We start from the raw sequence: 24,266 nt of genomic DNA, 5'->3' as shown, positions 1-24,266 counted from the left end.
AGCCAGATCGCTGCATGGAGAGTTATGAAGCCGCGTTTCAAGGTTTTGCAGTTACAGCCGGACTACAACGTCAAGACCCATGACTTCGCCGACCTGGGTGAGCAAATCGTCAAATCCCTGCCGCCTGAACGTTTCGAGGTGACCTCCGGGTTTCTAAGCGGTCGTCCGCTGCCCGGCCAGCCCCTGAGCGTGGCTGAGCACTCCCACTATTTCGAGCTGCCGGAGAAGTCTCTCAAGGGCATTCGTTTTGGCGCCATGTGGCAGATCTACAAGTATTGCCGCGAGCAGAAGTTCGATGTGGTCATCTGTAACCGCTTCAAATCGGTGAACATGATGCTGTCGCTCAATCGCTGGTTGAAAATCCCTCTGTGCATCGGTATCTCCCACGGTTTTGGCGAATATGCCCGTGGTTACCGTCGGCGTCAGACTCAGCGCTGGGTCAGCCCGGCCTGGCGTTTTGTCGGCGTGTCGGAAGCGGTGAAGGACTACCTGGTGGACCTCAACTGTGGGTTCACCCGTGAAAACACCAGCTACGTCACCAACGCCATCGACATTCCCCAGGCAGAAGCCTTGCAACTGTCCCGTGAGGACGCACGCAAGGCCCTGGGCCTGCCAATGGAAGCACGGATGATCGGCGCTCTGGGCCGCCTGGTGCCGATCAAGGGCCATACTCATCTGCTGCAGGCTTTCGCCACGCTCAAGGATAAATACCCTGAGGCGCAGGTGGGCATCATTGGTTCCGGGCGCGCCGAAGCCGATTTGCGTGCCGATATCGAACGCCTGGGCCTGAACGGTCGTGCGCACTTACTGGGCTTTCGCGAAGACGGCATGAAGTACGTGCGCGGCTTCGACATCTGGACCATGCCGTCGCTGTTCGAGGGCCTGGGCCTGGCTCTGCTGGAAGGCATGAGCGGCCATCTGCCGGTGATTGCCTCCAACGGACCGGCAATGCTGCCCCTGGTGCAGGGCGCGGGTGGGCTGTCCCATGACCCGGGCAACGTCGAGCAGCTGGCTGCAGCCCTGGATACTTACCTGGCACTGAGCGATGAACAGCTGCGCGAAAAGGGTGAAGAGGTGTTCCGCTATCTGGAGGCCAACCACACCCTTGACGAGTTCAAGCACAAGTACCTGACCCTGATTGAAACCGGTTTGCGTGAAGTAGGTAGAGCATGAATCAGCAACAGCCCCTGGTCTCGGTGATCATCGCCTCCTATAACCATGGCCAGTACATCGAACAGAGCATCCTCAGCGTGCTGGGGCAGACCTACCCCAATATCGAACTGTTGGTGGTGGATGACGGTTCCAAGGATGACAGCGTCGAACGCATCCAGCGCTTGCAGGCCGAGCACGGATTTGATTTCCAGGTGCAGCAGAACCAAGGCCTCAGCGCCACCTTGAACGGTGCGATCGCCCGTGCCAAGGGTAGCCTGATCGCGCCATTCGGCTCGGATGACATCATGTTGCCGGACCGTCTCGCCACTCAGGTTGCGTACATGGAGGGCAAGCCGAAGGTGGGCATGTGCGCCGGCAATATCGAGCTGATCGACGGGGACGGCAACCTGCACCCGGAGAAGAAGCAACGTCGCGACGTGCCGTTTCGCAGCCTCGACTTCGACGACATATTCCTGGACCGCAAGCCCTTTCCGCCGGCGCCGACCATGCTGATTCGTCGCGACGTACTGGAGGAGGTCGGCGGGTTCGACCCGCAGATTCCCCTGGAGGACTTGCTGATCCAGCTGAAGATCACGGCGGCGGGCTATACCATCGACGCTTTGGGTGTGGTGATGGCCAAATATCGCCAGCACGCTACCAACACGTACAAGAACCACCGTTACATGATCCAGAACATTCTCAAGACTTACGCATTGTTCAGCGATCACCCGGCCTATGATCAGGTGCGCTACAACTTCCTGAACTCAATGTTCCTCAAGACCGCCGACCGCGACCGCCCGTTGGCGCGCGAGATTCTCAAGCAGATCCCGTTGAAGTTCTGGGGGCGCAAGACCTTGCGTGGGTTGGTGAGGTTGTATCTGGCGCCGCTCAGGAACTGAAACGGCGCCATCCCTCCTGCTACAGGCCCTGTACCTGCTCGCGGATTTTCGCAGTGGCGGCCGGGCTTGCCACCGAGGCATACCCTTTGACCAGTTGTTCGAAATGCGTTTCGAACAGCCAGTTGCGGTCTTGTGGGTAGCGCTGCATGTGACGCAGGTTACGTTGGCGCAGCGCATAACGCAGTGAAGAGGGGTAGATGCGCAGGTCAGCGATGTCGATCAGGCCGAACTCGCCATCGTCCATCAACAACACATTGCCCAGGTGCAACGAGCGAAAGTACACCCCCCGCTCGTGCAACTGCGCCATGAACCGGCCAAAACGCTCCACCAGTGATTCGCGCAGGCTGCTGTCCAGGCTTTGCAACGCTTGGCGCAAAGTCAGGCCGGGCAGGGGGGTGTAGGCAACCGCGCTGCTGGCATCGCTCAGGCGATAGAGTCCGAGGATGTGTGGCGTTGGGATGCCCAGGGTACGCAGTTGCTCGCTGTTGCTGGCAAAGCGCTCGGAATAAGGGTTGAAACTGCCGGAGGTGTACCAGCGGCGTGGGCGGAACAGCTTGAGGAAGCTGCCGTCTGCCAGGCGCAGGACTTTTGGCCCCAAGCCATCGGCTTCAATGACATGGGCGTTGCTGCACAGCTGCTCGAAAGCCTTGGTCTTGATATTCTGTACCGGCATGCGCAGCAGGCTGCGGTGGCGCTGGGCGAGGCTCAGGCCTGTGATAATTGCCAACGGAATCCACAGCAGGAACCAGTGTTCCTTGGGGCGCGACAATATGCCGCCGCCTTCGGTCAGGCCCGCGCCGATGCCGTAAGCCAGCAGTGACGAAGCCAGGATGAACAACGGCTGGGCGCGTTCCTTCAGGCCTTTGTATAGAGCCCAACCGAGCATGAAAGCCCAAGGGATAAAGCCGATGATGCCGACGTAATAAAGCACGCCGAGGGCAAAGCTGTGGGGCTCACGCAGTTGATAACCGTCTGCCAAGGTCAGGAACAGCTCGGAGTCGTAACTATGGCCGATCCACGGGTGCTCGGCGATAAGCTGCAAAGACATGCTCCACAGTTCCAGGCGGAACGAGCTGCCACGCATAATGATTGATTCAGGGTAGAACAGGATCAGCCCGACAATGCCCAAGGCGGTGCCGGCGAGTAGTAGAATCGAGCGACGATTGCGGCTGACAAAGCTCATCCAAAGTATGGCCAGCGTCAGCGCCACCAGCGGTGTGCGCGAGCCGGTTGCCAGCACCGCAGCGGTCATGATTACCAGGGCCGGTACGCTGAACCACAACACCTTCATGCGCTGGGTGGTCATGCAGACGTACAGCCAGTACACGGTGAAAAAACCAAAAAGGTGCGAACTCAGCAGCGGGTTATCAAGCGCGCCAAGGCCGCCGATCATGCGCATACCGGGCGAATAACCCTTGGCGAACGCCACCAGGTTGCCCAGGCTGACTACCAGCGCAATGACAGCGGCGCTGAAGAACATCGGCTTGAACAGTTCATTGCGGTAATGCAGCAACAGCCCGCAGCCACCAAACAGCATGAAGGTGTTCAACGGCCGCTTGAACAGGTCGGTATCGGAGCTGGGTTCGGGACTCCAGAGCAGGCTGGTCAGGGCCCAGGCGGAGAATGCTACAAACGCGATGACCAGAGGTTCTCGTAACAGGTCCTTGAGTTCCCGGGGGCGCATGCACAACAGGAACAAGGTCGGTACGCTGAACAGGATATAGACGATTCTGTGCAGCACATTGCGATTGCCGACAAAGAACAGCGCACTCAGGAGCAGCAACAAGCCAACAGGCAAAATCCATAGGACCAGGAAGTCGAAAACGCGATTTGAGCCATAAATAAGGCGCTTGGAGTGCATACAGTAAAGCCATTCCAGAAAGAGAAAGCCGACCATCTTAAGCTAGTGGCTAAGTAATGTCGCCGGTCGGATCCAACCGGGCCGCGGGTATACCGGGTGCAAGTACAACAGAGAAGCTGTGCTAAAGTCAGCCTCCTTTTTCAAAACGCCGCGTGATATGACCGACTCCAGTCCGAGCGCAAGCCCTTCGAGCTTGAAAATATACTTCCGCCTGCTCAGTTACGTTAAGCCCTACATGGGCTTGTTCGCGTTGAGTATCCTTGGATTTCTGATTTTCGCGTCGACCCAACCGATGCTGGGTTACATCCTCAAGTACTTTGTAGACGGCCTTTCCAATCCGGAAGCCGTGTTGTTCCCCACCGTACCCTTCCTGCGCGATCTGCAACTGCTGCAGGCGGTGCCGCTGCTGATCATCCTGATCGCGGCCTGGCAGGGTCTGGGTTCGTTCCTGGGCAACTATCTGTTGGCCAAGGTCTCCCTGGGGCTGGTCCATGACCTGCGGGTGCAGTTGTTCAACAACTTGTTGACGCTGCCCAACCGTTACTTCGATAACCACAACTCCGGGCACCTGATTTCCCGCATCACCTTCAACGTGACCATGGTCACGGGTGCGGCAACCGATGCCATCAAGGTGGTAATTCGCGAAGGCATGACGGTGATCTTCCTGTTCGCCTCCCTGCTGTACATGAACTGGCGCCTGACGCTGGTCATGATCGCGATCCTGCCGTTGATTGCGGTAATGGTCAGCACCGCCAGCAAGAAATTCCGCAAGCAGAGCAAGAAGATCCAGGTGGCCATGGGCGACGTGACCCACGTGGCCTCGGAAACCATCCAGGGCTACCGCGTAGTGCGCAGCTTTGGTGGCGAAGTCTACGAAGAGAAGCGCTTTTTCAAGGCCAGCCAGAGCAACACCAACAAGCAACTGCGCATGACTCGCACCGGGGCGATCTACACCCCGGCGCTGCAATTGGTGATCTACTCCGCCATGGCTGTGCTGATGTTCCTGGTCCTGTATCTGCGTGGCGATGCCTCGGCGGGTGACATGGTGGCCTACATCACCCTGGCCGGCTTGCTGCCCAAGCCGATCCGTCAACTCTCGGAGGTCAGTTCGACCATCCAGAAAGGTGTTGCGGGCGCCGAGAGCATCTTTGAACAGTTGGACGAAGACGTTGAGGTCGACCACGGCACCATCGAGCGCGATAAGGTCAATGGCCGTCTGGAAGTGCGCAATCTGAACTTCACCTACCCAGGCACCGAACGCCATGTGCTCAAGGACATCAGCTTCACCGCCGAGCCTGGGCAGATGATCGCTCTGGTGGGCCGTTCAGGCAGCGGCAAGTCGACCCTGGCCAGCCTGATCCCGCGTTTCTACCACCATGAAAGCGGTGAGATCCTGCTCGATGGCGTAGAGATCGAAGACTACAAGCTGCTCAACCTGCGCAAGCATATTGCTCAGGTCACCCAGCACGTGACCCTGTTCAGCGATACCGTGACCAATAACATCGCCTACGGCGACCTGGCCGGTGCACCTCGTGCCGACGTTGAAGCGGCGGCGGCGGATGCCAATGCCAAGGACTTCATCGACCAGTTGCCCAAAGGCTTCGATACCCAGGTCGGTGAGAACGGCGTGCTGTTGTCCGGCGGCCAGCGTCAGCGCCTGGCGATTGCGCGCGCCTTGCTCAAGAATGCGCCGCTGCTGATTCTCGACGAGGCCACTTCGGCCCTTGATACCGAGTCCGAGCGGCATATCCAGGCGGCACTGGACAAAGTCATGCAAGGCCGTACGACCTTGGTGATCGCGCACCGATTGTCGACTATCGAGAAAGCCGACCTGATTCTGGTGATGGATGACGGGCGGATTGTCGAGCGCGGCACCCACGGCGAGTTGCTGGCGCAGAACGGCTATTACGCTCGCCTGCATGCCATGGGGCTGGATGCGCCAGTAGCGGCTGACATCACCTGATCCAGCAGCGACACAGAGCTAATGTAGGGGGCTTGCCTCCGATAGCGGTGGATCAGCCGGCATTTGTGCAAGCTGATACACCGCCATCGGGCGCAAGCCCCCTTCCACATTTGGCCTGCAGTGCGCGCAAGCGACCGCAAACCCTGTGCTAATATCGCGCCCCTGTTCATTTTGTATGTGGGTTGCTCCATGAAGTTGTCCATGCCGCGATTCAATCAAGCCGCTGTCTTGGTGGTCGGCGATGTCATGCTCGACCGTTACTGGCATGGTGGTACCTCACGGATTTCCCCTGAGGCTCCGGTACCGGTCGTCAAGGTCGAGCAAATCGAAGACCGCCCGGGTGGCGCTGCCAACGTCGCTCTCAATATTGCCGCCCTCGGTGCCCCGGCTTCCCTGGTGGGTGTGACCGGCGACGACGAAGCTGCCGAAAGCCTGGCCAACAGCCTGCAGGGGGCCGGCGTGCGTGCACTGTTCCAGCGCATCGCCCATCAGCCGACGATCGTCAAGCTGCGGGTCATGAGCCGTCACCAGCAATTGCTGCGTATCGATTTTGAAGAGCCCTTCGCCACCGACGCCCTGGCCCTCGGCGACCAGGTCGAGGCGCTGCTCGAAGGTATCAAGGTGCTGGTATTGTCCGACTACGGCAAAGGCGCCTTGCAGAATCACCAGGTGCTGATCCAGGCCGCAAAGGCTCGCAACATTCCGGTACTCGCCGATCCCAAGGGCAAGGATTTCTCGGTGTATCGAGGCGCCAGCCTGCTGACGCCTAACCTCAGTGAGTTCGAAACCATCGTCGGCGGTTGTGCCGATGAGCACGAACTGGTGAGCAAGGGCGCGGCGCTGATGGCCGAGCTTGATCTGGGCGCCTTGCTGGTGACCCGTGGCGAGCACGGTATGACCCTGCTGCGACCTGACCATCCGGCCATGCACCTGCCGGCGCGGGCCCGTGAAGTGTTCGACGTTACCGGTGCCGGTGACACCGTGATTTCCACCCTGGCGGCGTCTATCGCGGCCGGTGAGGAGCTGCCCCACGCCGTGGCCCTGGCCAACCTGGCGGCGGGCATTGTGGTGGGCAAGCTGGGTACCGCGGCCATCAGCGCACCGGAGTTGCGCCGTGCGATCCAGCGCTCCGAAGGCTCGGAGCGCGGCGTGCTGGGCCTGGAGCAGTTGCTGCTGGCGATTGACGATGCACGTGCCCATAACGAAAGCATTGTGTTCACCAACGGTTGCTTTGACATCCTGCACGCCGGGCATGTGACCTACCTGGAGCAGGCGAGTGCCCAAGGCGATCGCTTGATCGTCGCGGTCAACGATGATGCTTCGGTCAGCCGCTTGAAGGGCCCTGGCCGTCCGATCAACAGTGTCGATCGGCGCATGGCGGTATTGGCGGGTCTGGGTGCGGTGGACTGGGTGATCAGCTTCTCCGAGGGCACCCCGGAAAACCTGCTGGCCCAGGTCAAGCCGGACGTGCTGGTCAAGGGCGGTGACTACACCGTCGACCAGGTGGTCGGTGCGGACATCGTCAGTGCCTACGGTGGCACGGTCAAAGTGCTGGGGTTGGTTGAAAACAGCTCCACCACCGCGATTGTCGAGAAGATCCGCAACAACGAGTGATACCCCGTGGGGCGAGCCTGCTCGCCCCTAGCTTTTCTTCGGCACGATCTTGCGCAGCATCTGCCGCGCCTTGCCGGTCAGGCGCTTGAGTTTCGAGTCCTTTTCCGGCTCTGCCAGGCCTTGCTGGCGCAGCCAATCCTTCCAGCGAATCCGCTCATCGCGCACCAGCCAGCCCTCTTGCTGGGCAAAGCTTTCCGCCAGGTACAAACCGCGTGTGCTGGCCGGGTACAGCTGATCTTTCTTGACGGTATACAGTTCGGCCAACGGCTCGCCGTCTTTCAATGGCATCAGGTACAGATCCGGACGCTGACGATCCAGGCGCGCCACCAGTTGGTCACCTTCCAGGCGTTCATCCACATGGAACAAACTGAGGGACTTGGCTTCCTTTGGCACTTCCAGGCGCAGGTCATAAATCAATTGCAGCGATGCCGTCGGCAGGTGCACATAGGCCCGTGGGCGCTCGATCAGTTGCGTGGTGGCGCAGCGTACCGGGCGTGCGGCGCCGGACAGGGGGCTCAGGCGAAACGGTAGGGCTTCGCGGTAATGCAGGGCGGCGGAGTAGGGCGCCGGTAGCCAGGTGTCATTGAAGCGCCCGCCGAGCCAGCCTTCAGGCGTCTCCAGCAGGCACTCTTCGGCAATTTCCTGGATCGCGGTGTGCAGCGGCAGGTTCAGTTCATGGGCCGGTACGTAGCCGGAGATCAGCTTGAGCACCACATCGCCGCGGTCCTGACGACGCTGGCGCACCAGCACCCAGTAATCCTTGTTTTGCCAGTGCAGTGTCAGGCGCACCGAGACGCCGAGGTTCGCCAGTTCCAGGGCGAAGCGTTCGGCATCCGGCACCTCCACCGGCTTGCGCCGTTGCAGGGTCTGGGCAAAGTTGAGCGGCATGCCGACGCTCTGGTAGCTCAGGCCTTCGGGGGTGGCCTCTACGTGCAGCGGCAGTGTCTTGAAGTTACTGGGGTTCTTTCTTATGAGCGTACGCGGCATGTCGGCTCCTTTGTGCGACGGGGTCGGCCGCGTGGGCGGCATCAGAGTTGACGGATGACTCGGGCAGCGGTTGCCACGTTATGGGCCAGGTGCAGCGGATTAATGGTCCCGACAATAGCACTGGCGACGCCCGTTTGCGCAAACAACAGCTGGAAACTGGCATGAATTGGATCCATTCCTGGCTCCAGGCACACGTGACCGCTGGCCAGGGCTTTTTTTACCAGGATGCCCTTGCCATGGGTGGTCGCGTAATCGATCACGGCTTTCTCGGCCTGTTCATTGAGGTTGTAGGTGACCATCGCGCAATCGCCCTGTTCCAGGGCCTTTATGCCGCCTTCGACGGTTTTGCCGGAGAAGCCGAAACCGCCGATCTTGCCGTCCTTCTTCAGTTGGGCCAGGGTCTGGTAAACCTCGCAGTCGTTGAGGATGTGCAAGTCGTTACCGTCGGAGTGCACCAGCACCAAATCGATAAAATCCGTTTCAAGGCGTTTCAGGCTGCGTTCGATCGACATTCGCGTATGGGCTGCGCTGAAGTCGTGACGGGACACGCCATCGGCAAACTCTTCGCCGACCTTGCTGACAATCACCCACTCGTTGCGCTGGCCACGCAGCAACGGGCCCAGGCGTTCCTCACTCATGCCGTAGGCGGGGGCGGTGTCGATCAGGTTGATGCCCAGCTCGCGAGCCTGGCGCAGCAGCATTCGCGCCTCGTCGTCGCCGGGAATCTGAAAGCCGCTGGGGTATTTGACCCCCTGGTCGCGGCCCAGCTTGACGGTGCCCAGTCCCAATGGCGACACCAGCAGGCCGGTGCTGCCCAACGGGCGATGCAGGTCGTGCAGGGTTGGCAGGCTCATGGCAACAGTTGCTCCCAGGCGGGTTGGCCGATAGCCGGTTTTGGCAGTTCGGGCAGTGGGGTGCTGGCGCCGGGGCGAATGCCGTCTCGCTCCAGAGCGTGGAGGACGCGGTCGGCGAAGTCCGGTGCCAGGGCCAGTTTGGTCGGCCAACCGACCAGCAGGCGGCCGTCTTCGGCCAGAAAGGCGTTGTCGGGCCGGCTCAGCCCCGATTGCAGCGGCTCGGCGCGCTCCACCCGCAGGGTCGCCCACCGGGTCTGGCTCATGTCGATCCAGGGCAGCAGGTGCGCCAGCTCTTTCTGGGCGGTGGCAATTTGTTCGTCAGGCGTACGCGCCACGCCATCGGCCTCGGCGATATCCCCGCCCAGGTACCACACCCAGTTGCCATCGGCGGCCGGGTGGGTGGTTACGGTGATGCGTGGCTTGGTACCGCCGCCCAGGCAATGGGCATACAGCGGCTTCAGGCCCGGGCCTTTGGCGATGATCATATGCAACGGGCGCTTTTGCATGGCCGGCTGGCTCAGGCCCAGGGCCGCGAGCAGGTCAGCGGTGCCGGCGCCGGCGCTCAGCACGATGCGCTGGGCACGGATCTCGCGGCCATCGACCTTCAAGCCCACCAGCGTATTACCGTCCAGCAACGGCTCGATGTGCTGGCCTGCGAGCAAGCCGTCACCCGCCAGTTGCGCCAGGCGTTCGATCAGGCTCGGTACGTCCACTACCAACTCCGCCAGACGATAGACCTTGCCCTTGAAGCGGCGGTCTTGCAGGGCAGCAGGCAGCTCTTCGCCCTTGACCTGATCAACGCGGCCGCGCACGGCCTTGCTGGCAAAAAAGCTGGTGAGGTTGCCGGCGAGGGTGCCCGGGGACCACAAATAATGCGCTTGGGACAACACGCGCACACCAGACAGATCCAGCTCACCGTCACCCGCAAGGGCTTCACGCCAGCGCCGCGGCATGTCGGCAATGGCTTCGGAGGCGCCGGTGAGGGCGCCATGCAGGGCGTATTTCGCACCGCCGTGAATGATCCCCTGGGACTTCACGCTTTGCCCGCCGCCCAGGCTGGCGCTTTCTACCAGTACCGTGGAAAACCCCTGGCGGCGCAGGCGCGCATTGAGCCAGAGCCCGGCAACCCCGGCGCCGACAATCAGAACGTCGGTGGAAATAACGGATGGCATCGGCGACCTCAGTGTTCAAGACAAGAGGCGCAGTATACAGGCTGTTGAGTGACGGTCAGTGCCCGGCGGTTTTCGAGAACAGCTGAATCACCACCACGCCCAGCACGATCAAGCCCATGCCCAGCATCGCCGGCACATCCAGCTTCTGCCCGTAGATGAACAGCGCCGCGACACTGACCATCACAATCCCCAGCCCTGCCCAGACCGCGTAAGCCACGCCCACGGGTACGGTGCGCACCACCAGGGTGAGCATCCAGAACGCTACGCCATAACCCGCGATCATCAGCAGCAGCGGGATCGGTGTGCTCAAGCCTTTGACCGCTTTCATGGAGACGGTGGCGATCACTTCCGAGCAAATGGCAATGGCCAGGTAGCAGTAGGCGGCGTTCATGGGGCAATCCTCAAGGTGAAGCTGGTTTGATAAGGTCGGCATTCTAGAGGTTCAACAGATGCGGTAAAGTCATTACCTATCCGAATTCAAGATAGGTTCAACCATGAGCGTGCAGTGGGATCTGGAACAGATGCGCCTGTTTGTCAGCGTTGCCGAGCAGCGTTCGTTCTCTGCCGTAGCGCGCGGGCAACGCAAGGCGCAATCGGCGGTCAGCAATGGCATCGCCCTGCTGGAGGCGGACCTGGGCGTCAGCCTGTTTGAACGTAGTAGCGGCCGCCAGCCACGCCTGACCGAAGCCGGCAGCGTGTTGCTGGAAGAAGCACGTGAAGTGCTGCGCCAATGCGAGCGGCTTAACGGCCGGGCGCTGTCCCTCACCCGCGGCGAGGAAGCCTGCCTGCGGCTGGCCCAGGATGAGGCGATGTTGTTTCAGCCAGTGCTCGACAGCCTGGAGGCGCTGGCGGTGCAGTACCCGCTTCTGGAAGTGCAGCTGTCCAGCGCCGCCCAGGGCGATGTGGCGCGCAAGCTGGTGGAGCGCCAGGCGGACCTTGGGTTGTTGTTCTATCACGACCAAATCCCGGAGGCCCTTGAGCGGCGGGTAGTGGGCAGTGTGGAAATGGTCACGGTATGCGGGGTGAATCATGCGCTGGCCAAGGAAACTTACGTGACTTGCCAGCATTTGGCCCAGCATCGGCAGTTGCTGATGTCGACCCAGACCAGCGTCTATCCCGGCAGCGAAGCGGCCAGCCCTCTGGTGTGGCGCGCCGACAGCTTCTACGTATTGGCCGAGTGGCTGATGAGCGGCCTGGGCTGGGCCTGGCTGCCTCGGCACATCGTGCAATACCCGACCTACCAACAACAGATGGTCGAGTTAGCCAGCGAATGGACACCGCCGGCGCTGGTCGTGGAACTGGTATGGAGGCGCGATGAGCATCTGGGGCCCGCCGCTCGCTTCCTGGCCAAACGATTTGCCGAGTGCTTGCAGGCGATCGACTGAAAAAGCCGATAAACTCCGCCGCCATGAATAGAACTCTCTACAGCTGTCTGTTTTACCTGGCGCTGCCGTTGGTGGCCTTACGTTTATGGCTGCGCGCGCGCAAGGCACCGGCCTATGCCAAGCGTGTGGGCGAACGGTTTTCCTATGGCTTGCCGGTGATGCGCCCCGGCGGCATCTGGGTGCACGCCGTTTCGGTGGGCGAAAGCATTGCCGCCGCGCCGATGATTCGCGCTTTGCTGGCGCGGTATCCGCAACTGCCGATCACTGTCACCTGCATGACGCCTACCGGTTCCGAGCGTATCCAGGCGTTGTTCGCCAATGAGCCGCGCATCCAGCATTGCTACTTGCCCTACGACTTGCCTTGCGCCGCCAAGCGTTTTCTCGACCGTGTGCAGCCCAAGCTGGCGGTGATCATGGAAACCGAGCTATGGCCCAACCATATCCATGCCTGCGCTCAACGCGGTATCCCGGTCGCGCTGGCCAATGCACGTTTGTCGGCGCGTTCGGCAAAGGGCTACGCCCGGTTTGCCAAGCTGACGGCGCCGATGCTGGCGCAAATGAGCCTGTTCGCCGTGCAGACGCAAACCGAGGCGGAGCGCTTTCGCAGTCTGGGCGCACGGCCTGAAACGGTGGAGGTGACTGGCTCGATCAAATTCGACCTGACCATCGACCCCCAATTGACGGCCCGCGCCGCTGACCTGCGTGAACAGTGGGGCGCCAGTGACCGGCCAGTGTGGATCGCCGCCAGTACCCATGAAGGTGAAGACGAAGTGGTGTTGGCTGCCCATCGCCAATTGCTGGCGAGCTATCCCAACGCGTTGCTGATTCTGGTGCCGCGTCACCAGGAGCGCTTCGACCCGATGTTCGAGCTGAGTGTGCAACAAGGGTTTGCTACGGTGCGTCGCTCCAGCGGTGAGCCGGTCACCGAGCAAACCTCGGTGCTGCTCGGCGATACCATGGGTGAGCTGCTGTTTCTCTACGCCCTGGCCGACAGTGCCTTTGTGGGCGGCAGCCTGGTGCCGACCGGCGGGCACAACCCGCTGGAGCCGGCGGCTTTGGGTAAGCCTGTGATCATGGGGCCGCACCTGTTCAACTTCCTCGAAATCAGCACGATGATGCGCGACGCCGGGGCGTTGCGAGAGGTGGATGATGCAGACGGTTTGGCCGAAGCGGTGCGCCAATTGTTCGAACTGCCGCAGGATGCGCGCAGGATGGCGCAGGCGGGGTTGAAAGTGATGCAGGCCAACCAGGGTGCGTTAAAACGCCTTTTGGACGGTTTGGAAAGATTGATCGCTCACTGACCCAGCGCCCATCAAATGTGGGAGGGGGCTTGCTCCCGATGGCAGTGGGTCAGCCAACCTATTGGGCGACTGACACAGCGCTATCGGGAGCAAGCCCCCTCCCACATTGGTTATGCGGTGAGCTCAATAGCCCGGGCGGGCCTTGAGCTGTTCGGCAGCGGCCTTGGCCAGGTCCGGCGGCAGGAAGTCCTTGTCCGGGTTGTAGTCGGCCTTGAGGTAGCGCGCCAGGTCTTGCAGGTCCCCTGGGTTCAGGGTGCCCGCGGCCTGTTTCAAGCGCAGGTTGTCGAGGATGTAGTCGTAGCGGCTGTTGTTGTAGTTACGCACTGACGCATACAGCTGGCGCTGTGAGTCCAGCACGTCGACGATGTTGCGCGTGCCCACCTGATAACCGATTTCCGTGGCTTCTACCGCGCTCTGGTTGGAAATGATCGACTGGCGGCGTGCCTGCACCTGCTCCACGTCGGTGTTCACTGCACGGTGCAGGTTGCGGGTGTTTTCCACCACCTGGCGGCGCAGGCCCTCGCGCTGTTGCTCGGACTGGTCGAGGCGTGAATAGGATTCGCGCACTTGCGAACTGGTGAGGCCGCCGCTGTAGATCGGGATGTTCAAACGCAGGCCGATGGTGCGTTGCGACACATCGCCACCGTACGGGATAGGCAACTGATTCGGGTTGCTGAACCCCAGGGCGTCGTTGTCGCCTTTTTCGTATTGCGCGACCGCATCGAGTGTCGGCAAGTGGCCGGCCTTGCGCTGCCTGAGGGTTTCTTCGGCGGCGGTCACGGCGTAATTGCTGGCCAGCAGATTGAGGTTCTGACGCCCGGCGGTTTCGACCCAGGCCTTGGCGTCGTTCGGCGCCGGCGGCAGCACCGGCAGCGTATGGACGATGCCCTGGATCGAGTTGTATTGGCGGTTGGTCAGGGTAATCAGCGCTTCGAAAGCGTCGTCTACCTGGCGCTGGGCCACGATGCGGTTGGCCCGGGCGGTGTCGTAGCTGGCCTGGGATTGCAGCACGTCGGTCTTGTCCGACAGGCCCACATCGAAGCGCTCATTGGACTGGTCGAGCTGACGCTTGAAGGCATTTTCTTCGGCCTTGGTCGACGCCAGGTTGTCCTGGGCACGGAGCACGGCGAAGTAGCTCTCGGCACTTTGCAAAATCAGGTTCTGCTCACTGGCCGACAGTTGCAGCGAGGCTTGCTCGTTGACGGCTTCGGCAGCTTGCAGCTGGAACCAGCGATCGGCGCGGAACAGCGGCTGGCTCAGGGTAGCGCGCCAGGAGTGGGCGTCACGGTTGGCCGTGGCGGCGGGCTGGTCGATCTGGGTGCGCACATTGTTACTGTCGGCGCCGGCCGACAGGTTCGGCAGCAAGCCTGCGCGCGCCTGGGGCACCACCTCTTTTTGCGCGCCATATTGAGCGCGGGCAGCGGCCAGGTCGGCGTTGTTGCTCGCCGCTTCCTGATAGACGCTGACCAGATCGGTGTTGGTGGACAAGGGCGCTTCAGCTGCCCAGACCAGTCCGTTGGTCGCACAAGACACGGCAAGAGCCAGTGAAAGTTTGCGCAGCATGAGGCGATCCCTAATTTAAATATTACGGCAATAATTTAGCGCTCAAGGCTAAGGCTGGCCATTCCTGGCGTCAAGCCTTGAAGCAGTGCCCGAGTGTAGTTGCCGGACCTGCGCACAACAATCCCACGATCACGCCATTCATCACGCTGAATGCACCGCTATTGGCAATTTGCCCACGCCATGGTCTAGACTGGCCGCGTTCTTGTCGGGGTGCCTTGTTGGAAGGCTGAGATCGGTAAATACCGGATCCCGTTGAACCTGATCAGGTTAGCGCCTGCGTAGGGAACAAGATTTCTCGTCACCCGGCGAGTCCTCTTGTGCTTCGTCCGGGATGTTGTTCGACAATCGAACAGCCCTCGTGCGCCAAGCACAGCACTGATTCCAGTGCGTCCGTCCGTCACAGGTTCGCTCCGACAAAAATCCACCGCCTGGATCAGTTGGAGAGCCCGTGATGAGCACTGAGATAAAAAGTACAAAACCAAAAAATACTGTGCACCTGAGTGAATCGGCCAAGGTCGACTCCGGTTCCGTGCAGCCGTTTACCCGCTCGCAGAAAATCTACGTGCAGGGCTCGCGCCCCGACATCCGCGTACCGATGCGGGAAATCAGCCTGGATGTGACCCCCACCGAGTTTGGCGGCGAAATCAACGCCCCTGTGGTGGTTTACGACACCTCCGGCCCCTATACCGACCCCAACGTCATCATCGATGTGCGCAAAGGCCTGGCTGATGTGCGCTCGCCGTGGATCGAAGAGCGGGGCGATACCGAGCGGTTGTCCTGCCTGAGTTCCAAATACGGCCAGGAACGCCTGGATAACCCGGACCTGGCCTACCTGCGCTTTGCCCACCTGCAAAACCCGCGTCGGGCGAAGGCCGGGGCCAACGTCAGCCAGATGCACTACGCACGAAAAGGCATCATTACGCCCGAGATGGAATACGTGGCCATCCGCGAAAACATGAAGCTCGAAGAAGCCCGTGCAGCCGGCCTGCTCAAGCAACAACATGCTGGGCACAGCTTTGGTGCCAGCATTCCGAAAATCATCACGCCTGAATTCGTGCGCGAAGAAATCGCCCGCGGCCGCGCAATTATCCCGGCCAACATCAACCACACCGAGCTGGAACCGATGATCATCGGCCGTAACTTCCTGGTGAAGATCAACGGCAATATCGGCAACAGCGCCTTGGGTTCGTCCATTGAAGAAGAAGTGGCGAAAATGACCTGGGGGATCCGCTGGGGTTCGGACAACATCATGGACTTGTCCACCGGCAAACATATTCACGAAACCCGCGAATGGATCATCCGTAACTCGCCCGTACCAATTGGCACCGTGCCGATCTACCAGGCCCTGGAAAAAGTCGACGGCGTGGCCGAGGATCTGACCTGGGAGTTGTTCCGCGACACCCTGATCGAGCAAGCCGAGCAGGGTGTGGACTATTTCACCATCCACGCCGGCGTGTTGCTGCGTTACGTACCGCTGACTGCCAACCGCGTGACCGGCATTGTCAGCCGTGGCGGCGCGATCATGGCCAAGTGGTGCCTGGCCCACCACAAAGAAAACTTCGCCTACACGCATTTCGAAGAAATCTGCGAAATCATGAAGGCCTATGACGTCAGCTTCTCCCTGGGGGACGGCCTGCGCCCGGGTTCGGTGGCCGATGCCAACGACGCTGCGCAATTCGGCGAGCTGGAAACCCTGGGCGAGTTGACCAAGATCGCCTGGAAGCACGACGTGCAAACCATGATCGAAGGCCCCGGCCATGTGCCGATGCAGTTGATCAAGGAGAACATGGACAAGCAACTGGAGTGCTGCGACGAGGCGCCGTTCTACACCCTCGGCCCGCTGACCACCGACATCGCGCCGGGCTACGATCACATCACTTCAGGTATTGGCGCGGCGATGATCGGCTGGTTCGGATGCGCCATGCTCTGCTACGTCACGCCCAAGGAACACCTGGGTTTGCCGAACAAGGATGATGTGAAGACCGGGATCATCACCTACAAGATCGCCGCACACGCCGCAGACCTTGCCAAGGGCCATCCGGGTGCGCAGATTCGCGATAACGCCTTGAGCAAGGCACGCTTCGAATTCCGTTGGGAAGACCAGTTCAATCTCGGCCTGGACCCAGACACCGCACGGGCGTTTCACGACGAAACGCTGCCGAAGGAGTCGGCCAAGGTGGCGCATTTCTGCTCCATGTGCGGGCCGAAATTCTGTTCGATGAAGGTGACTCACGAAGTGCGTGAGTATGCGGCCAACCAGCGTATTGAAGCGGTGGATGTGGACGTGGCCAAGGGGTTGGCCGAGCAGGCGGAGCGGTTCAAGCGCGAAGGCAGTCAGCTCTACAAGAAGGTCTGATCCCGAGTCGGCGGTGCCTGCACGGCCGTCATCGCGGGCAAGCCCGGCTCCCACAGTTGATCGAGTTGTAGACAATTTTTGTGTCCACAGCCGGTCCCCTGTGGGAGCGGGCTTGCCCGCGATAGCGATCTCCCAAACAACAAGTGCCCCTTAGAGATCACACCCTTGGGCGGTCAGTGGCCCGCTGACGTTTGTACGGCAAATCCTGCGCAAATGGGGGATTTGGCTGCTGGCACTGGCGGGCGCCGGGCTCGGCATTCCGCTGCTGTTGATTCTGCTCGATGAGTCGGAAAACGCCTTTGCCGATATTCACTCGGCGGCGGTGTCCAGTGGGATGCTGTTGCGTATGAAAGTCGAGCACCTGGCGTTGGCCATTGGCCTGGTCTGTACCTTGATTGCCTGTTTTGCACCCTTGGCGCAATACCAGAACTTCCTGCTGCTGATCGGCTCAGTGTTTGCGCCGCTGTTCGGCGTGGTCGGTGCGACCCTGCCGGCATTGCTGCTGGCAGGGCTGTTGCAGTTGATTCTGGGCCGGGTTAGTGGCGTGCAGGCATCAGTTCAGGCTTGATCACACCCGTGAGGCGCGTATAGGGGATGGTAATTTCGATCAGCCCCTGTGCGTAAGGGGCGATGGTGGCAACGTTGTACTTGAGTACTACGCCACCACTGGTCAAGGCCACGTTCGGGGTTTTCTGGAACGGCCAGTTCTTCAGGAACTCCGGATCGCGGTCCATCTTGGTGTTGATCAACCAACTGTTATGCGCAACTTTGGCGGTGTTCCAGAATGCCTGCTCCTGGCCCGGCAGCAACATGTCAGCCAGGCTCAACTCCTTGTGCAGCAGGCGCGAATAGTTGATGAAACCACGGCCCGGCTCACCATGAGCGACGCCGGTGTCGAGGTAGCTGGACACTTCAACGATCACCAGTGCGTCATGTTGCTCGCGTACCTTGGCTTGCAGATACATGCTGTGGCGGTCCGCGGATTCGCGCAGGAACTTGTCTCGATAGGCATTGAGCGTGGCAGGCACACTGGCGCCGGGCGTAGTGCGGGTCATCTGCAGCAGGCGCTGTTCCACCAGGCTGTCGAGTTGCGGGTCGGCGGGGAAGTGCACGGTATCGATGTTCACCAGTGGGCAGTCCGGGCTATCACAGCCAGGCTTGATCTGTTCCGACTTGTCGGTCGTGACGTCCAGCGGCTTGAGCTGGCCGGGTTGGAACAGGCTCTGGCAAGCACCCAGGGTCAAGGCAATACAGGCCATGGAGGCGATTTTGAAAAGCGACATGTGTGTCCTTCGTAAATCGATGGAAAGCGAAAAGAGTAGCGCTTGGACTGCCAACAAGGCAGTCAGTTCGCCACTAGACTGATGGGGGAGAGTTTGACGTCCGCCGCCGGTCCCGGCAACCGGAAAGGGGCTGCATCAACGGGCAACGGCGCGTTAGGATGGCGCCAATTGCACAAGCACACTCCTTGTCAAAGAGAGGAAACACATGACGGACACCGCGAAGTCCACGCCGAACAAGATCGAGATCGTTCAGCGCGACAATAGCTACCAGGGCTTCTACAAGCTCGATCACGTGCAACTGCGCCACGAGAAATTCGACGGTGGCATGAGCCGCGTGATCAGCCGCGAAGTCTTCGTTCGCCATGACGCTGTGTGCGTGCTGCCCTACGACCCGCAACGTGACGAGGTGGTGCTGATCGAACAGTTCCGCGTGGGCGCCATGGGCCGCGCCGGCAACCCGTGGTTGGTAGAGATGGTCGCCGGCCTGATTGACAAGGATGAGCAGCCGGAGGAGGTTGCACACCGCGAGGCCGAGGAGGAAGCTGGGTTGACGTTCTCCGCGCTGTGGCCGATCACCAAGTACTTCCCGTCGCCCGGCGGCAGTACCGAATTTGTCCACCTGTACCTGGGCCGTTGCGACGGCACGGGTGCTGGTGGTATCCATGGATTGGAAGAAGAGGCAGAAGATATCCGCGTCACCGTCTGGGCATTCGAAGACGCCCTGCAAGCGGTGCGCGACGGCAAAATTTCCAATGCAGCCAGCATCATCGCCCTGCAGTGGCTTGCGCTTAACCGCGCGGAAGTGAGGGGGCTATGGCAGTAAAGGCACGGGAACGTTATCGAGTTGACCTGATCGGGCTGCAAGCCGCCTGCGAGGCCAATTATGCGCGGCTGATGCGCCTGCTTCCCGACATGCGCCACACTCCTGAGGCGCGGCGTATCGCCGTGACCCATGGCGACCAGATGCTTGGTGTGCTGACCCTGGAAGTCATCGTCAATTGCCCGTACACCACCACCCTGCGCGTACGCCAGGAACACAGCCTGCCCTGGCTGCCGGTGCCGCAACTTGAAGTGCAGGTGTACCACGACGCGCGTATGGCCGAAGTGATCAGCGCCGAACATGCGCGACGCTTTCGCAGCATCTATCCTTACCCGAATGTGTTCATGCACCAACCCGATGAGAAAGCACAGCTCAATGTGTTCCTCGGTGAATGGCTGAGCCACTGCCTGGCCCTGGGCCATGAGTTCGAAGTGGTGCGCTAGATGTGAATTGAGCCTGTTTCTCAGGTTTCCTCTTTGAGTCCTGCCCTAGCATAATCGTCAAATTATCCATGCCTGTGATTGCCAGGGAGAGCGCCTTGCCTCGCGTACCGACCATGAACCCTGATGCTGCGTTGTTGGTGCAATTGTCCGACAGCCATCTGTTTGCCGAAGCGGGCGGTACGCTGCTGGGCATGAACACCCGTGCAAGCTTGCAAAGCGTGATCGACTTGGTGCACGAGCACCAGCCGCGTATTGACCTGGTGCTGGCGACGGGCGACTTGTCCCAGGACGGCACACTGGCGTCGTACCAGCTATTTCGGAACATGACCGCGCCCATCGGTGCGCCGGCGCGCTGGATCCCGGGTAATCATGACGAGCCGCAGGTCATGGCCGAGGCCGCTGTGCAAAGCGATTTGCTCGAGCCCGTGGTGGACGTGGGCAACTGGCGCATAACCCTGCTGGACTCCGCAGTACCGGGTTCGGTGCCCGGTTACCTGCAGGATTCGCAACTGCAATTGCTCGCCCAGGCCCTGAGCGAGGCGCCCAGCCGCCATCATCTTGTGTGCTTGCACCATCATCCAGTGTCCATCGGCTGTGCGTGGATGGAGCCGATCGGCCTGCGCAATCCCGAGGCGCTGTTTGCCGTGCTTGACCGCTTCCCGCAGGTCAAGGCGCTGCTCTGGGGGCATGTGCATCAGGAAATCGACCGCGAGCGCAACGGCGTGCGGTTGCTGGCCTCACCGTCTACCTGCATCCAGTTCGCGCCGGGCAGCGAGGATTTCCAGGTCAGCGAGCAAGCGCCGGGGTATCGCTGGCTGCGCCTGTATGCCGACGGGCGGTTGGAGACGGGGGTAGAGCGGCTTCGGGACTTCGCGTTTACCGTCGACTACGGCAGCAACGGCTATTAAGACCTGCAAACACTGATCAAATGTGGGAGGGAGCAAGCCCCCTCCCACATGGGTTCTGCGGTGTCTGGAAGATCGGGTGCTCACACCTCACTCCGATCCCTGTAAACTGCGCCTCTTTGGCCCAAGCACGGAGAGCCCGGCATGTCCGCTTCGATCCTGTATATCCACGGCTTCAACAGTGCGCCAGCCTCCAACAAGGCCAGCCAGTTGATCACCGTAATGGGCAAGCTTGGCCTGTCCGACCGTTTGCGTGTGCCGGCCCTGCATCACCACCCGCGTCAGGCGATTCTGCAATTGGAGCAGGCCATTGACCAACTGGGGCGGCCGCTGCTGGTCGGCAGCTCACTCGGCGGCTACTATGCAACCCATCTTGCCGAACGCCATGGCCTGAAGGCGCTGCTGGTCAACCCGGCGGTCAGTCCCCATCGGATTTTCGACGGTTACCTGGGCACCCAGAAGAACCTCTACACCGATGAGACCTGGGAGTTGACCCATGATCATGTCGCAGCGCTGGCCGAGCTGGAAGTACCGGCGCCGCAGGATGCGGGGCGGTATCAGGTGTGGTTGCAGACCGGGGACGAAACCCTGGATTATCGCCTCGCCCAAGCGTATTACCGAGCCTGTGCCTTGCGCATCCAGGCCGGTGGCGACCATGGTTACCAAGGGTTCGCCGAGCAACTGCCGGCCTTGTTGAGTTTTGCCGGCATTGGCGCAGATCAGTATCAATCCTTCGATTTTTCGTCACTGTAAAAAATCGCAGGTCACTTTTTAATCGAACGACTCACGACGAGACCCCATGGCCACTCCCAGCGCTAGCTCTTATAACGCCGACGCCATCGAAGTCCTCTCGGGCCTCGACCCGGTGCGCAAACGCCCCGGCATGTACACCGACACCAGCCGGCCGAACCACCTTGCCCAGGAAGTCATCGACAACAGCGTCGACGAAGCCTTGGCCGGGCACGCGAAGTCGGTACAAGTCATCCTCCATGCCGATCACTCCCTTGAAGTGTCCGACGATGGTCGTGGCATGCCGGTGGACATTCACCCGGAAGAGGGCGTGTCGGGCGTCGAGCTGATCCTCACCAAACTGCACGCCGGCGGCAAGTTCTCCAACAAGAACTACCAGTTCTCCGGTGGTTTGCACGGCGTGGGTATTTCGGTGGTCAACGCCCTGTCGACGCAAGTGCGGGTCAAGGTCAAGCGCGACGGTAACGAGTACCAGATGACCTTCGCCGATGGCTATAAAGCCACCGACCTGGAAGTGGTTGGCACCGTTGGCAAGCGCAACACCGGTACCAGCGTGTACTTCGCCCCGGACCCGAAATACTTCGATTCGCCGAAATTCTCCATCAGCCGGCTCAAGCATGTGCTCAAGGCCAAGGCTGTGTTGTGTCCGGGTCTATTGGTCAGCTTTGAAGACAAGGGCACCGGCGAGAAGGTCGAGTGGCACTACGAAGACGGCCTGCGCTCGTATCTCGAAGACTCCGTCAGCGACTTCGAACGCCTGCCCAACGAGCCGTTCTGCGGCAGCCTGGCGGGTAATAAGGAAGCCGTCGACTGGGCCCTGCTGTGGTTGCCCGAAGGTGGCGACAGTGTGCAGGAAAGCTACGTCAACCTGATCCCCACCGCCCAGGGCGGCACCCATGTCAACGGTTTGCGCCAGGGCTTGCTGGATGCCATGCGCGAATTCTGCGAGTACCGCAGCCTGTTGCCGCGCGGCGTGAAGCTGGCGCCGGAAGACGTGTGGGAGCGCATCGCGTTCGTGCTGTCGATGAAGATGCAGGAGCCGCAATTCTCCGGCCAGACCAAAGAGCGCCTGTCGTCCCGTGAGGCGGCGGCATTTGTCTCCGGTGTGGTCAAGGATGCCTTCAGCCTGTGGCTCAACGAGCACCCGGAACTGGGCCTGGCCCTGGCGGAGCTGGCGATCAACAACGCCGGTCGTCGCCTGAAGGCCAGCAAGAAAGTCGAGCGCAAGCGCATCACCCAGGGCCCGGCATTGCCCGGCAAACTGGCCGACTGCGCCGGGCAGGACCCGATGCGTTCCGAGCTGTTCCTGGTGGAAGGTGACTCTGCCGGCGGTTCCGCCAAACAAGCGCGGGACAAAGAGTTCCAGGCGATCCTGCCGTTGCGCGGTAAGATCCTCAACACCTGGGAAGTCGACGGCAGCGAAGTGCTCGCCAGCCAGGAAGTGCACAATATCGCTGTCGCTATCGGTGTCGACCCTGGCGCGGCGGACATGAGCCAGCTGCGCTACGGCAAGATCTGCATCCTCGCCGACGCCGACTCCGACGGCCTGCACATTGCTACGTTGTTGTGCGCGTTGTTCGTGCAGCATTTCCGCCCATTGGTGGATGCCGGTCACGTCTACGTCGCCATGCCGCCGCTGTACCGCATCGATTTGGGCAAGGAGATTTTCTACGCCCTGGACGAAGCCGAGCGCGATGGCATCCTCGATCGCCTGGTAGCCGAGAAAAAACGCGGCAAGCCACAGGTCACGCGATTCAAGGGCCTGGGTGAAATGAACCCGCCGCAGTTGCGCGAAACCACTATGGACCCGAACACTCGGCGCCTGGTGCAGCTGACCCTGGAAGACTTCGCCGGCACCTCGGAAATGATGGACATGCTGCTGGCGAAGAAGCGTGCGCCGGATCGCAAAGCCTGGCTGGAATCCAAGGGCAACCTGGCCGAGGTTCTGGGCTGATGCGCACAGGCTTCGCCCTGGCGATGCTGATGTTGAGCGCACTGGCAACTCCCCACGTGTTTGCCGCCGGCGTGGCAGAGCTGCAGCTGGTATCCGAGCACCCGGTGGACGGCATGCGCGGCGGTAACCTGTCGGGCCTGGCGTTGTGTGGCGCAGAACTGTGGACGGTTTCCGACCGCGATGATGATCAGATCTACCGCCTGGATACCCGTGCACCGACCTGGAACGCCGAAGCTCTGAAGATTGACGTGCCGCCCGTGCCCGAGTCGGGTTTGCCCTGGGGGCTGCGTTCACGCACCAAGGCCGCGTCGTTCATTCGCGGTGGTGACCTGGATTTCGAGGGCATCAGCTGTGATGCCGCAGGTAACCGCTACATTGTCAGCGAAGCCCATGCTGCAGTGCTGCAGGTACCTGCGACGGGCGCGCCCGAGTGGTTGAAAATCGCCCCGGGCATGGTGCGTGAGGCGCGGGCCAGTGGCATGTTGCTGCACTTCAATGCCTTGTTCGAGGGACTGGCGGTGAACCCCGAAGGCAACCAGATCTGGCTGGCCGCCGAGCGTGAGCGTCGCGGCCTGATCTCGATCAAGCGCGGGCAGAGCGTATGGGATTGCGATGGCCGGTGCGTGTTGTTGAGCGAGGCCGGGCAGGAAGTGCAACCGGCGCAGTTTACCAACGCCAAGGCAGTGTCCAATGACTTTGCCGACCTGGCGCTGTTCAATGGCAAGCTGTTTACCCTGGAGCGCAATGCGTTCCAGATTTGCCGACGCGACACAGTCACGGCCAGGGTTGAGCTGTGTTGGTCGTTTGCTGAAGAGACCCTGACGCCGCAGCGGCGTTATCCACAGCCTTACGGCCTGGCCGAAGCCCTGCTGTTGGACGCCGACGGTGCATGGATTGGTATAGACAACAATTTCGGCCCCCGCGCCGATGGTGAAAAACGCCCCGTGGTCTATCGTTTCGCCGCCCCTGCCGGTGGCTGGAGCGCCCAGCCATGAGCCAGCCGT

General features: G+C 61.0%; 20 protein-coding genes, 1 pseudogene and 1 riboswitch. Of the genes and pseudogenes, 14 read left to right on the top strand and 7 right to left on the bottom strand.

The genetic code is table 11. The annotated features are described in order from the left end of the window. Positions 1-24 precede the first annotated feature (24 nt). Together JH25_RS15105 and JH25_RS15110 are read left to right on the top strand one after the other, a co-directional pair. A complete protein-coding gene (locus tag JH25_RS15105; protein ID WP_032878257.1) occupies positions 25-1,173 on the top strand; it encodes a glycosyltransferase family 4 protein in 1,149 nt (382 codons plus the stop codon). Continuing rightward, positions 1,170-2,051: a glycosyltransferase gene (locus JH25_RS15110; RefSeq protein ID WP_032878256.1), complete on the top strand. Its 882-nt coding sequence runs from the start codon at positions 1,170-1,172 to the stop codon at positions 2,049-2,051. Before JH25_RS15105 ends, JH25_RS15110 begins: the two co-directional genes overlap by 4 nt. Positions 2,052-2,070: 19 nt before the next feature. Here JH25_RS15110 and JH25_RS15115 read toward each other — a convergent pair whose 3' ends face one another. Then, on the bottom strand, positions 2,071-3,912 hold the full coding sequence (locus tag JH25_RS15115; protein ID WP_032878255.1) for a bifunctional O-antigen ligase/aminoglycoside phosphotransferase family protein: 1,842 nt from the start codon (positions 3,910-3,912) through the stop codon (positions 2,071-2,073). 157 nt (positions 3,913-4,069) lie between these two features. On the opposite strand from JH25_RS15115, the gene msbA reads away from it, so the two are divergent. Both msbA and hldE read left to right on the top strand, forming a co-directional pair. Then, positions 4,070-5,875 carry a lipid A export permease/ATP-binding protein MsbA gene (gene msbA, locus JH25_RS15120; RefSeq protein WP_032878254.1) on the top strand — a complete coding sequence of 602 codons (1,806 nt, stop codon included), beginning with the start codon at positions 4,070-4,072 and terminating at the stop codon, positions 5,873-5,875. 189 nt (positions 5,876-6,064) lie between these two features. Next, positions 6,065-7,489, top strand: coding sequence for a bifunctional D-glycero-beta-D-manno-heptose-7-phosphate kinase/D-glycero-beta-D-manno-heptose 1-phosphate adenylyltransferase HldE (gene hldE / locus JH25_RS15125; protein WP_032878253.1), 1,425 nt, complete (start codon positions 6,065-6,067; stop codon positions 7,487-7,489). A gap of 27 nt (positions 7,490-7,516) precedes the next feature. Here the strand turns inward: hldE and JH25_RS15130 are convergent, their stop codons facing one another. From JH25_RS15130 to JH25_RS15145, 4 genes are read right to left on the bottom strand one after another with little or no spacing between them, the layout of a single operon-like run. Next, positions 7,517-8,476, bottom strand: coding sequence for a hypothetical protein (locus JH25_RS15130; protein WP_032878252.1), 960 nt, complete (start codon positions 8,474-8,476; stop codon positions 7,517-7,519). A 41-nt stretch (positions 8,477-8,517) separates the two neighbouring features. Continuing rightward, a complete protein-coding gene (locus tag JH25_RS15135) occupies positions 8,518-9,330 on the bottom strand; it encodes an aldo/keto reductase (protein WP_032878250.1) in 813 nt (270 codons plus the stop codon). After that, the gene (locus JH25_RS15140; protein ID WP_032878248.1) at positions 9,327-10,502 is read right to left on the bottom strand and encodes an NAD(P)/FAD-dependent oxidoreductase; all 1,176 of its coding nucleotides are present in this window, start codon (positions 10,500-10,502) and stop codon (positions 9,327-9,329) included. Before JH25_RS15140 ends, JH25_RS15135 begins: the two co-directional genes overlap by 4 nt. A gap of 55 nt (positions 10,503-10,557) precedes the next feature. Then, positions 10,558-10,893: a DMT family transporter gene (locus tag JH25_RS15145; RefSeq protein WP_005784167.1), complete on the bottom strand. Its 336-nt coding sequence runs from the start codon at positions 10,891-10,893 to the stop codon at positions 10,558-10,560. Between the two features lie 103 nt (positions 10,894-10,996). On the opposite strand from JH25_RS15145, the gene JH25_RS15150 reads away from it, so the two are divergent. Together JH25_RS15150 and waaA are read left to right on the top strand one after the other, a co-directional pair. After that, a complete protein-coding gene (locus JH25_RS15150; protein ID WP_032878246.1) occupies positions 10,997-11,887 on the top strand; it encodes a LysR family transcriptional regulator in 891 nt (296 codons plus the stop codon). Between the two features lie 23 nt (positions 11,888-11,910). Then, positions 11,911-13,188, top strand: coding sequence for a lipid IV(A) 3-deoxy-D-manno-octulosonic acid transferase (waaA, locus tag JH25_RS15155; RefSeq protein WP_032878244.1), 1,278 nt, complete (start codon positions 11,911-11,913; stop codon positions 13,186-13,188). A 123-nt stretch (positions 13,189-13,311) separates the two neighbouring features. Here the strand turns inward: waaA and JH25_RS15160 are convergent, their stop codons facing one another. After that, positions 13,312-14,751 (bottom strand): TolC family outer membrane protein, encoded by a 1,440-nt coding sequence (locus tag JH25_RS15160; protein WP_005784173.1) that lies wholly within the window; start codon positions 14,749-14,751, stop codon positions 13,312-13,314. Between the two features lie 196 nt (positions 14,752-14,947). Next, positions 14,948-15,053, top strand: a riboswitch (TPP riboswitch). A gap of 149 nt (positions 15,054-15,202) precedes the next feature. On the opposite strand from JH25_RS15160, the gene thiC reads away from it, so the two are divergent. Both thiC and JH25_RS15170 read left to right on the top strand, forming a co-directional pair. Continuing rightward, positions 15,203-17,107, top strand: a complete 1,905-nt coding sequence (thiC, locus tag JH25_RS15165; RefSeq protein ID WP_032878242.1) for a phosphomethylpyrimidine synthase ThiC — start codon at positions 15,203-15,205, stop codon at positions 17,105-17,107. A 226-nt stretch (positions 17,108-17,333) separates the two neighbouring features. Continuing rightward, positions 17,334-17,675, top strand: a pseudogene (locus JH25_RS15170) (putative hydroxymethylpyrimidine transporter CytX); the annotation flags it as partial. Here the strand turns inward: JH25_RS15170 and JH25_RS15175 are convergent. Continuing rightward, entirely contained in the window at positions 17,644-18,390 is a 747-nt protein-coding gene (locus JH25_RS15175; protein ID WP_032878238.1) for an RsiV family protein, read from the bottom strand. The pseudogene JH25_RS15170 and the gene JH25_RS15175 sit on opposite strands and share 32 nt — an antisense overlap. A 205-nt stretch (positions 18,391-18,595) precedes the next feature. On the opposite strand from JH25_RS15175, the gene JH25_RS15180 reads away from it, so the two are divergent. The 6 genes from JH25_RS15180 (at position 18,596) to JH25_RS15205 (ending at position 24,257) form a co-directional block, all read left to right on the top strand. Beyond that, positions 18,596-19,213: an NUDIX domain-containing protein gene (locus JH25_RS15180; RefSeq protein ID WP_032878236.1), complete on the top strand. Its 618-nt coding sequence runs from the start codon at positions 18,596-18,598 to the stop codon at positions 19,211-19,213. After that, a complete protein-coding gene (locus JH25_RS15185; RefSeq protein ID WP_003209507.1) occupies positions 19,204-19,653 on the top strand; it encodes a DUF1249 domain-containing protein in 450 nt (149 codons plus the stop codon). Before JH25_RS15180 ends, JH25_RS15185 begins: the two co-directional genes overlap by 10 nt. A gap of 113 nt (positions 19,654-19,766) precedes the next feature. Next, positions 19,767-20,561 (top strand): 3',5'-cyclic-AMP phosphodiesterase, encoded by a 795-nt coding sequence (gene cpdA, locus JH25_RS15190; RefSeq protein ID WP_442961459.1) that lies wholly within the window; start codon positions 19,767-19,769, stop codon positions 20,559-20,561. Positions 20,562-20,702: 141 nt separating this feature from the next. Continuing rightward, a complete protein-coding gene (locus JH25_RS15195) occupies positions 20,703-21,311 on the top strand; it encodes a YqiA/YcfP family alpha/beta fold hydrolase (RefSeq protein ID WP_032878234.1) in 609 nt (202 codons plus the stop codon). A 46-nt stretch (positions 21,312-21,357) separates the two neighbouring features. Further along, complete coding sequence (gene parE / locus JH25_RS15200) at positions 21,358-23,262, top strand: DNA topoisomerase IV subunit B (protein WP_005784190.1); 1,905 nt, start codon at positions 21,358-21,360, stop codon at positions 23,260-23,262. After that, positions 23,262-24,257, top strand: coding sequence for an esterase-like activity of phytase family protein (locus JH25_RS15205; RefSeq protein WP_032878233.1), 996 nt, complete (start codon positions 23,262-23,264; stop codon positions 24,255-24,257). Before parE ends, JH25_RS15205 begins: the two co-directional genes overlap by 1 nt. Positions 24,258-24,266: the final 9 nt, after the last annotated feature.

This window comes from Pseudomonas sp. BRG-100 (assembly GCF_000737955.1).
Taxonomy (GTDB): domain Bacteria; phylum Pseudomonadota; class Gammaproteobacteria; order Pseudomonadales; family Pseudomonadaceae; genus Aquipseudomonas; species Aquipseudomonas synxantha_A.
Note: the sequence above shows the minus strand (reverse complement) of the source record. Positions and strands in the feature narration are given on the sequence as shown.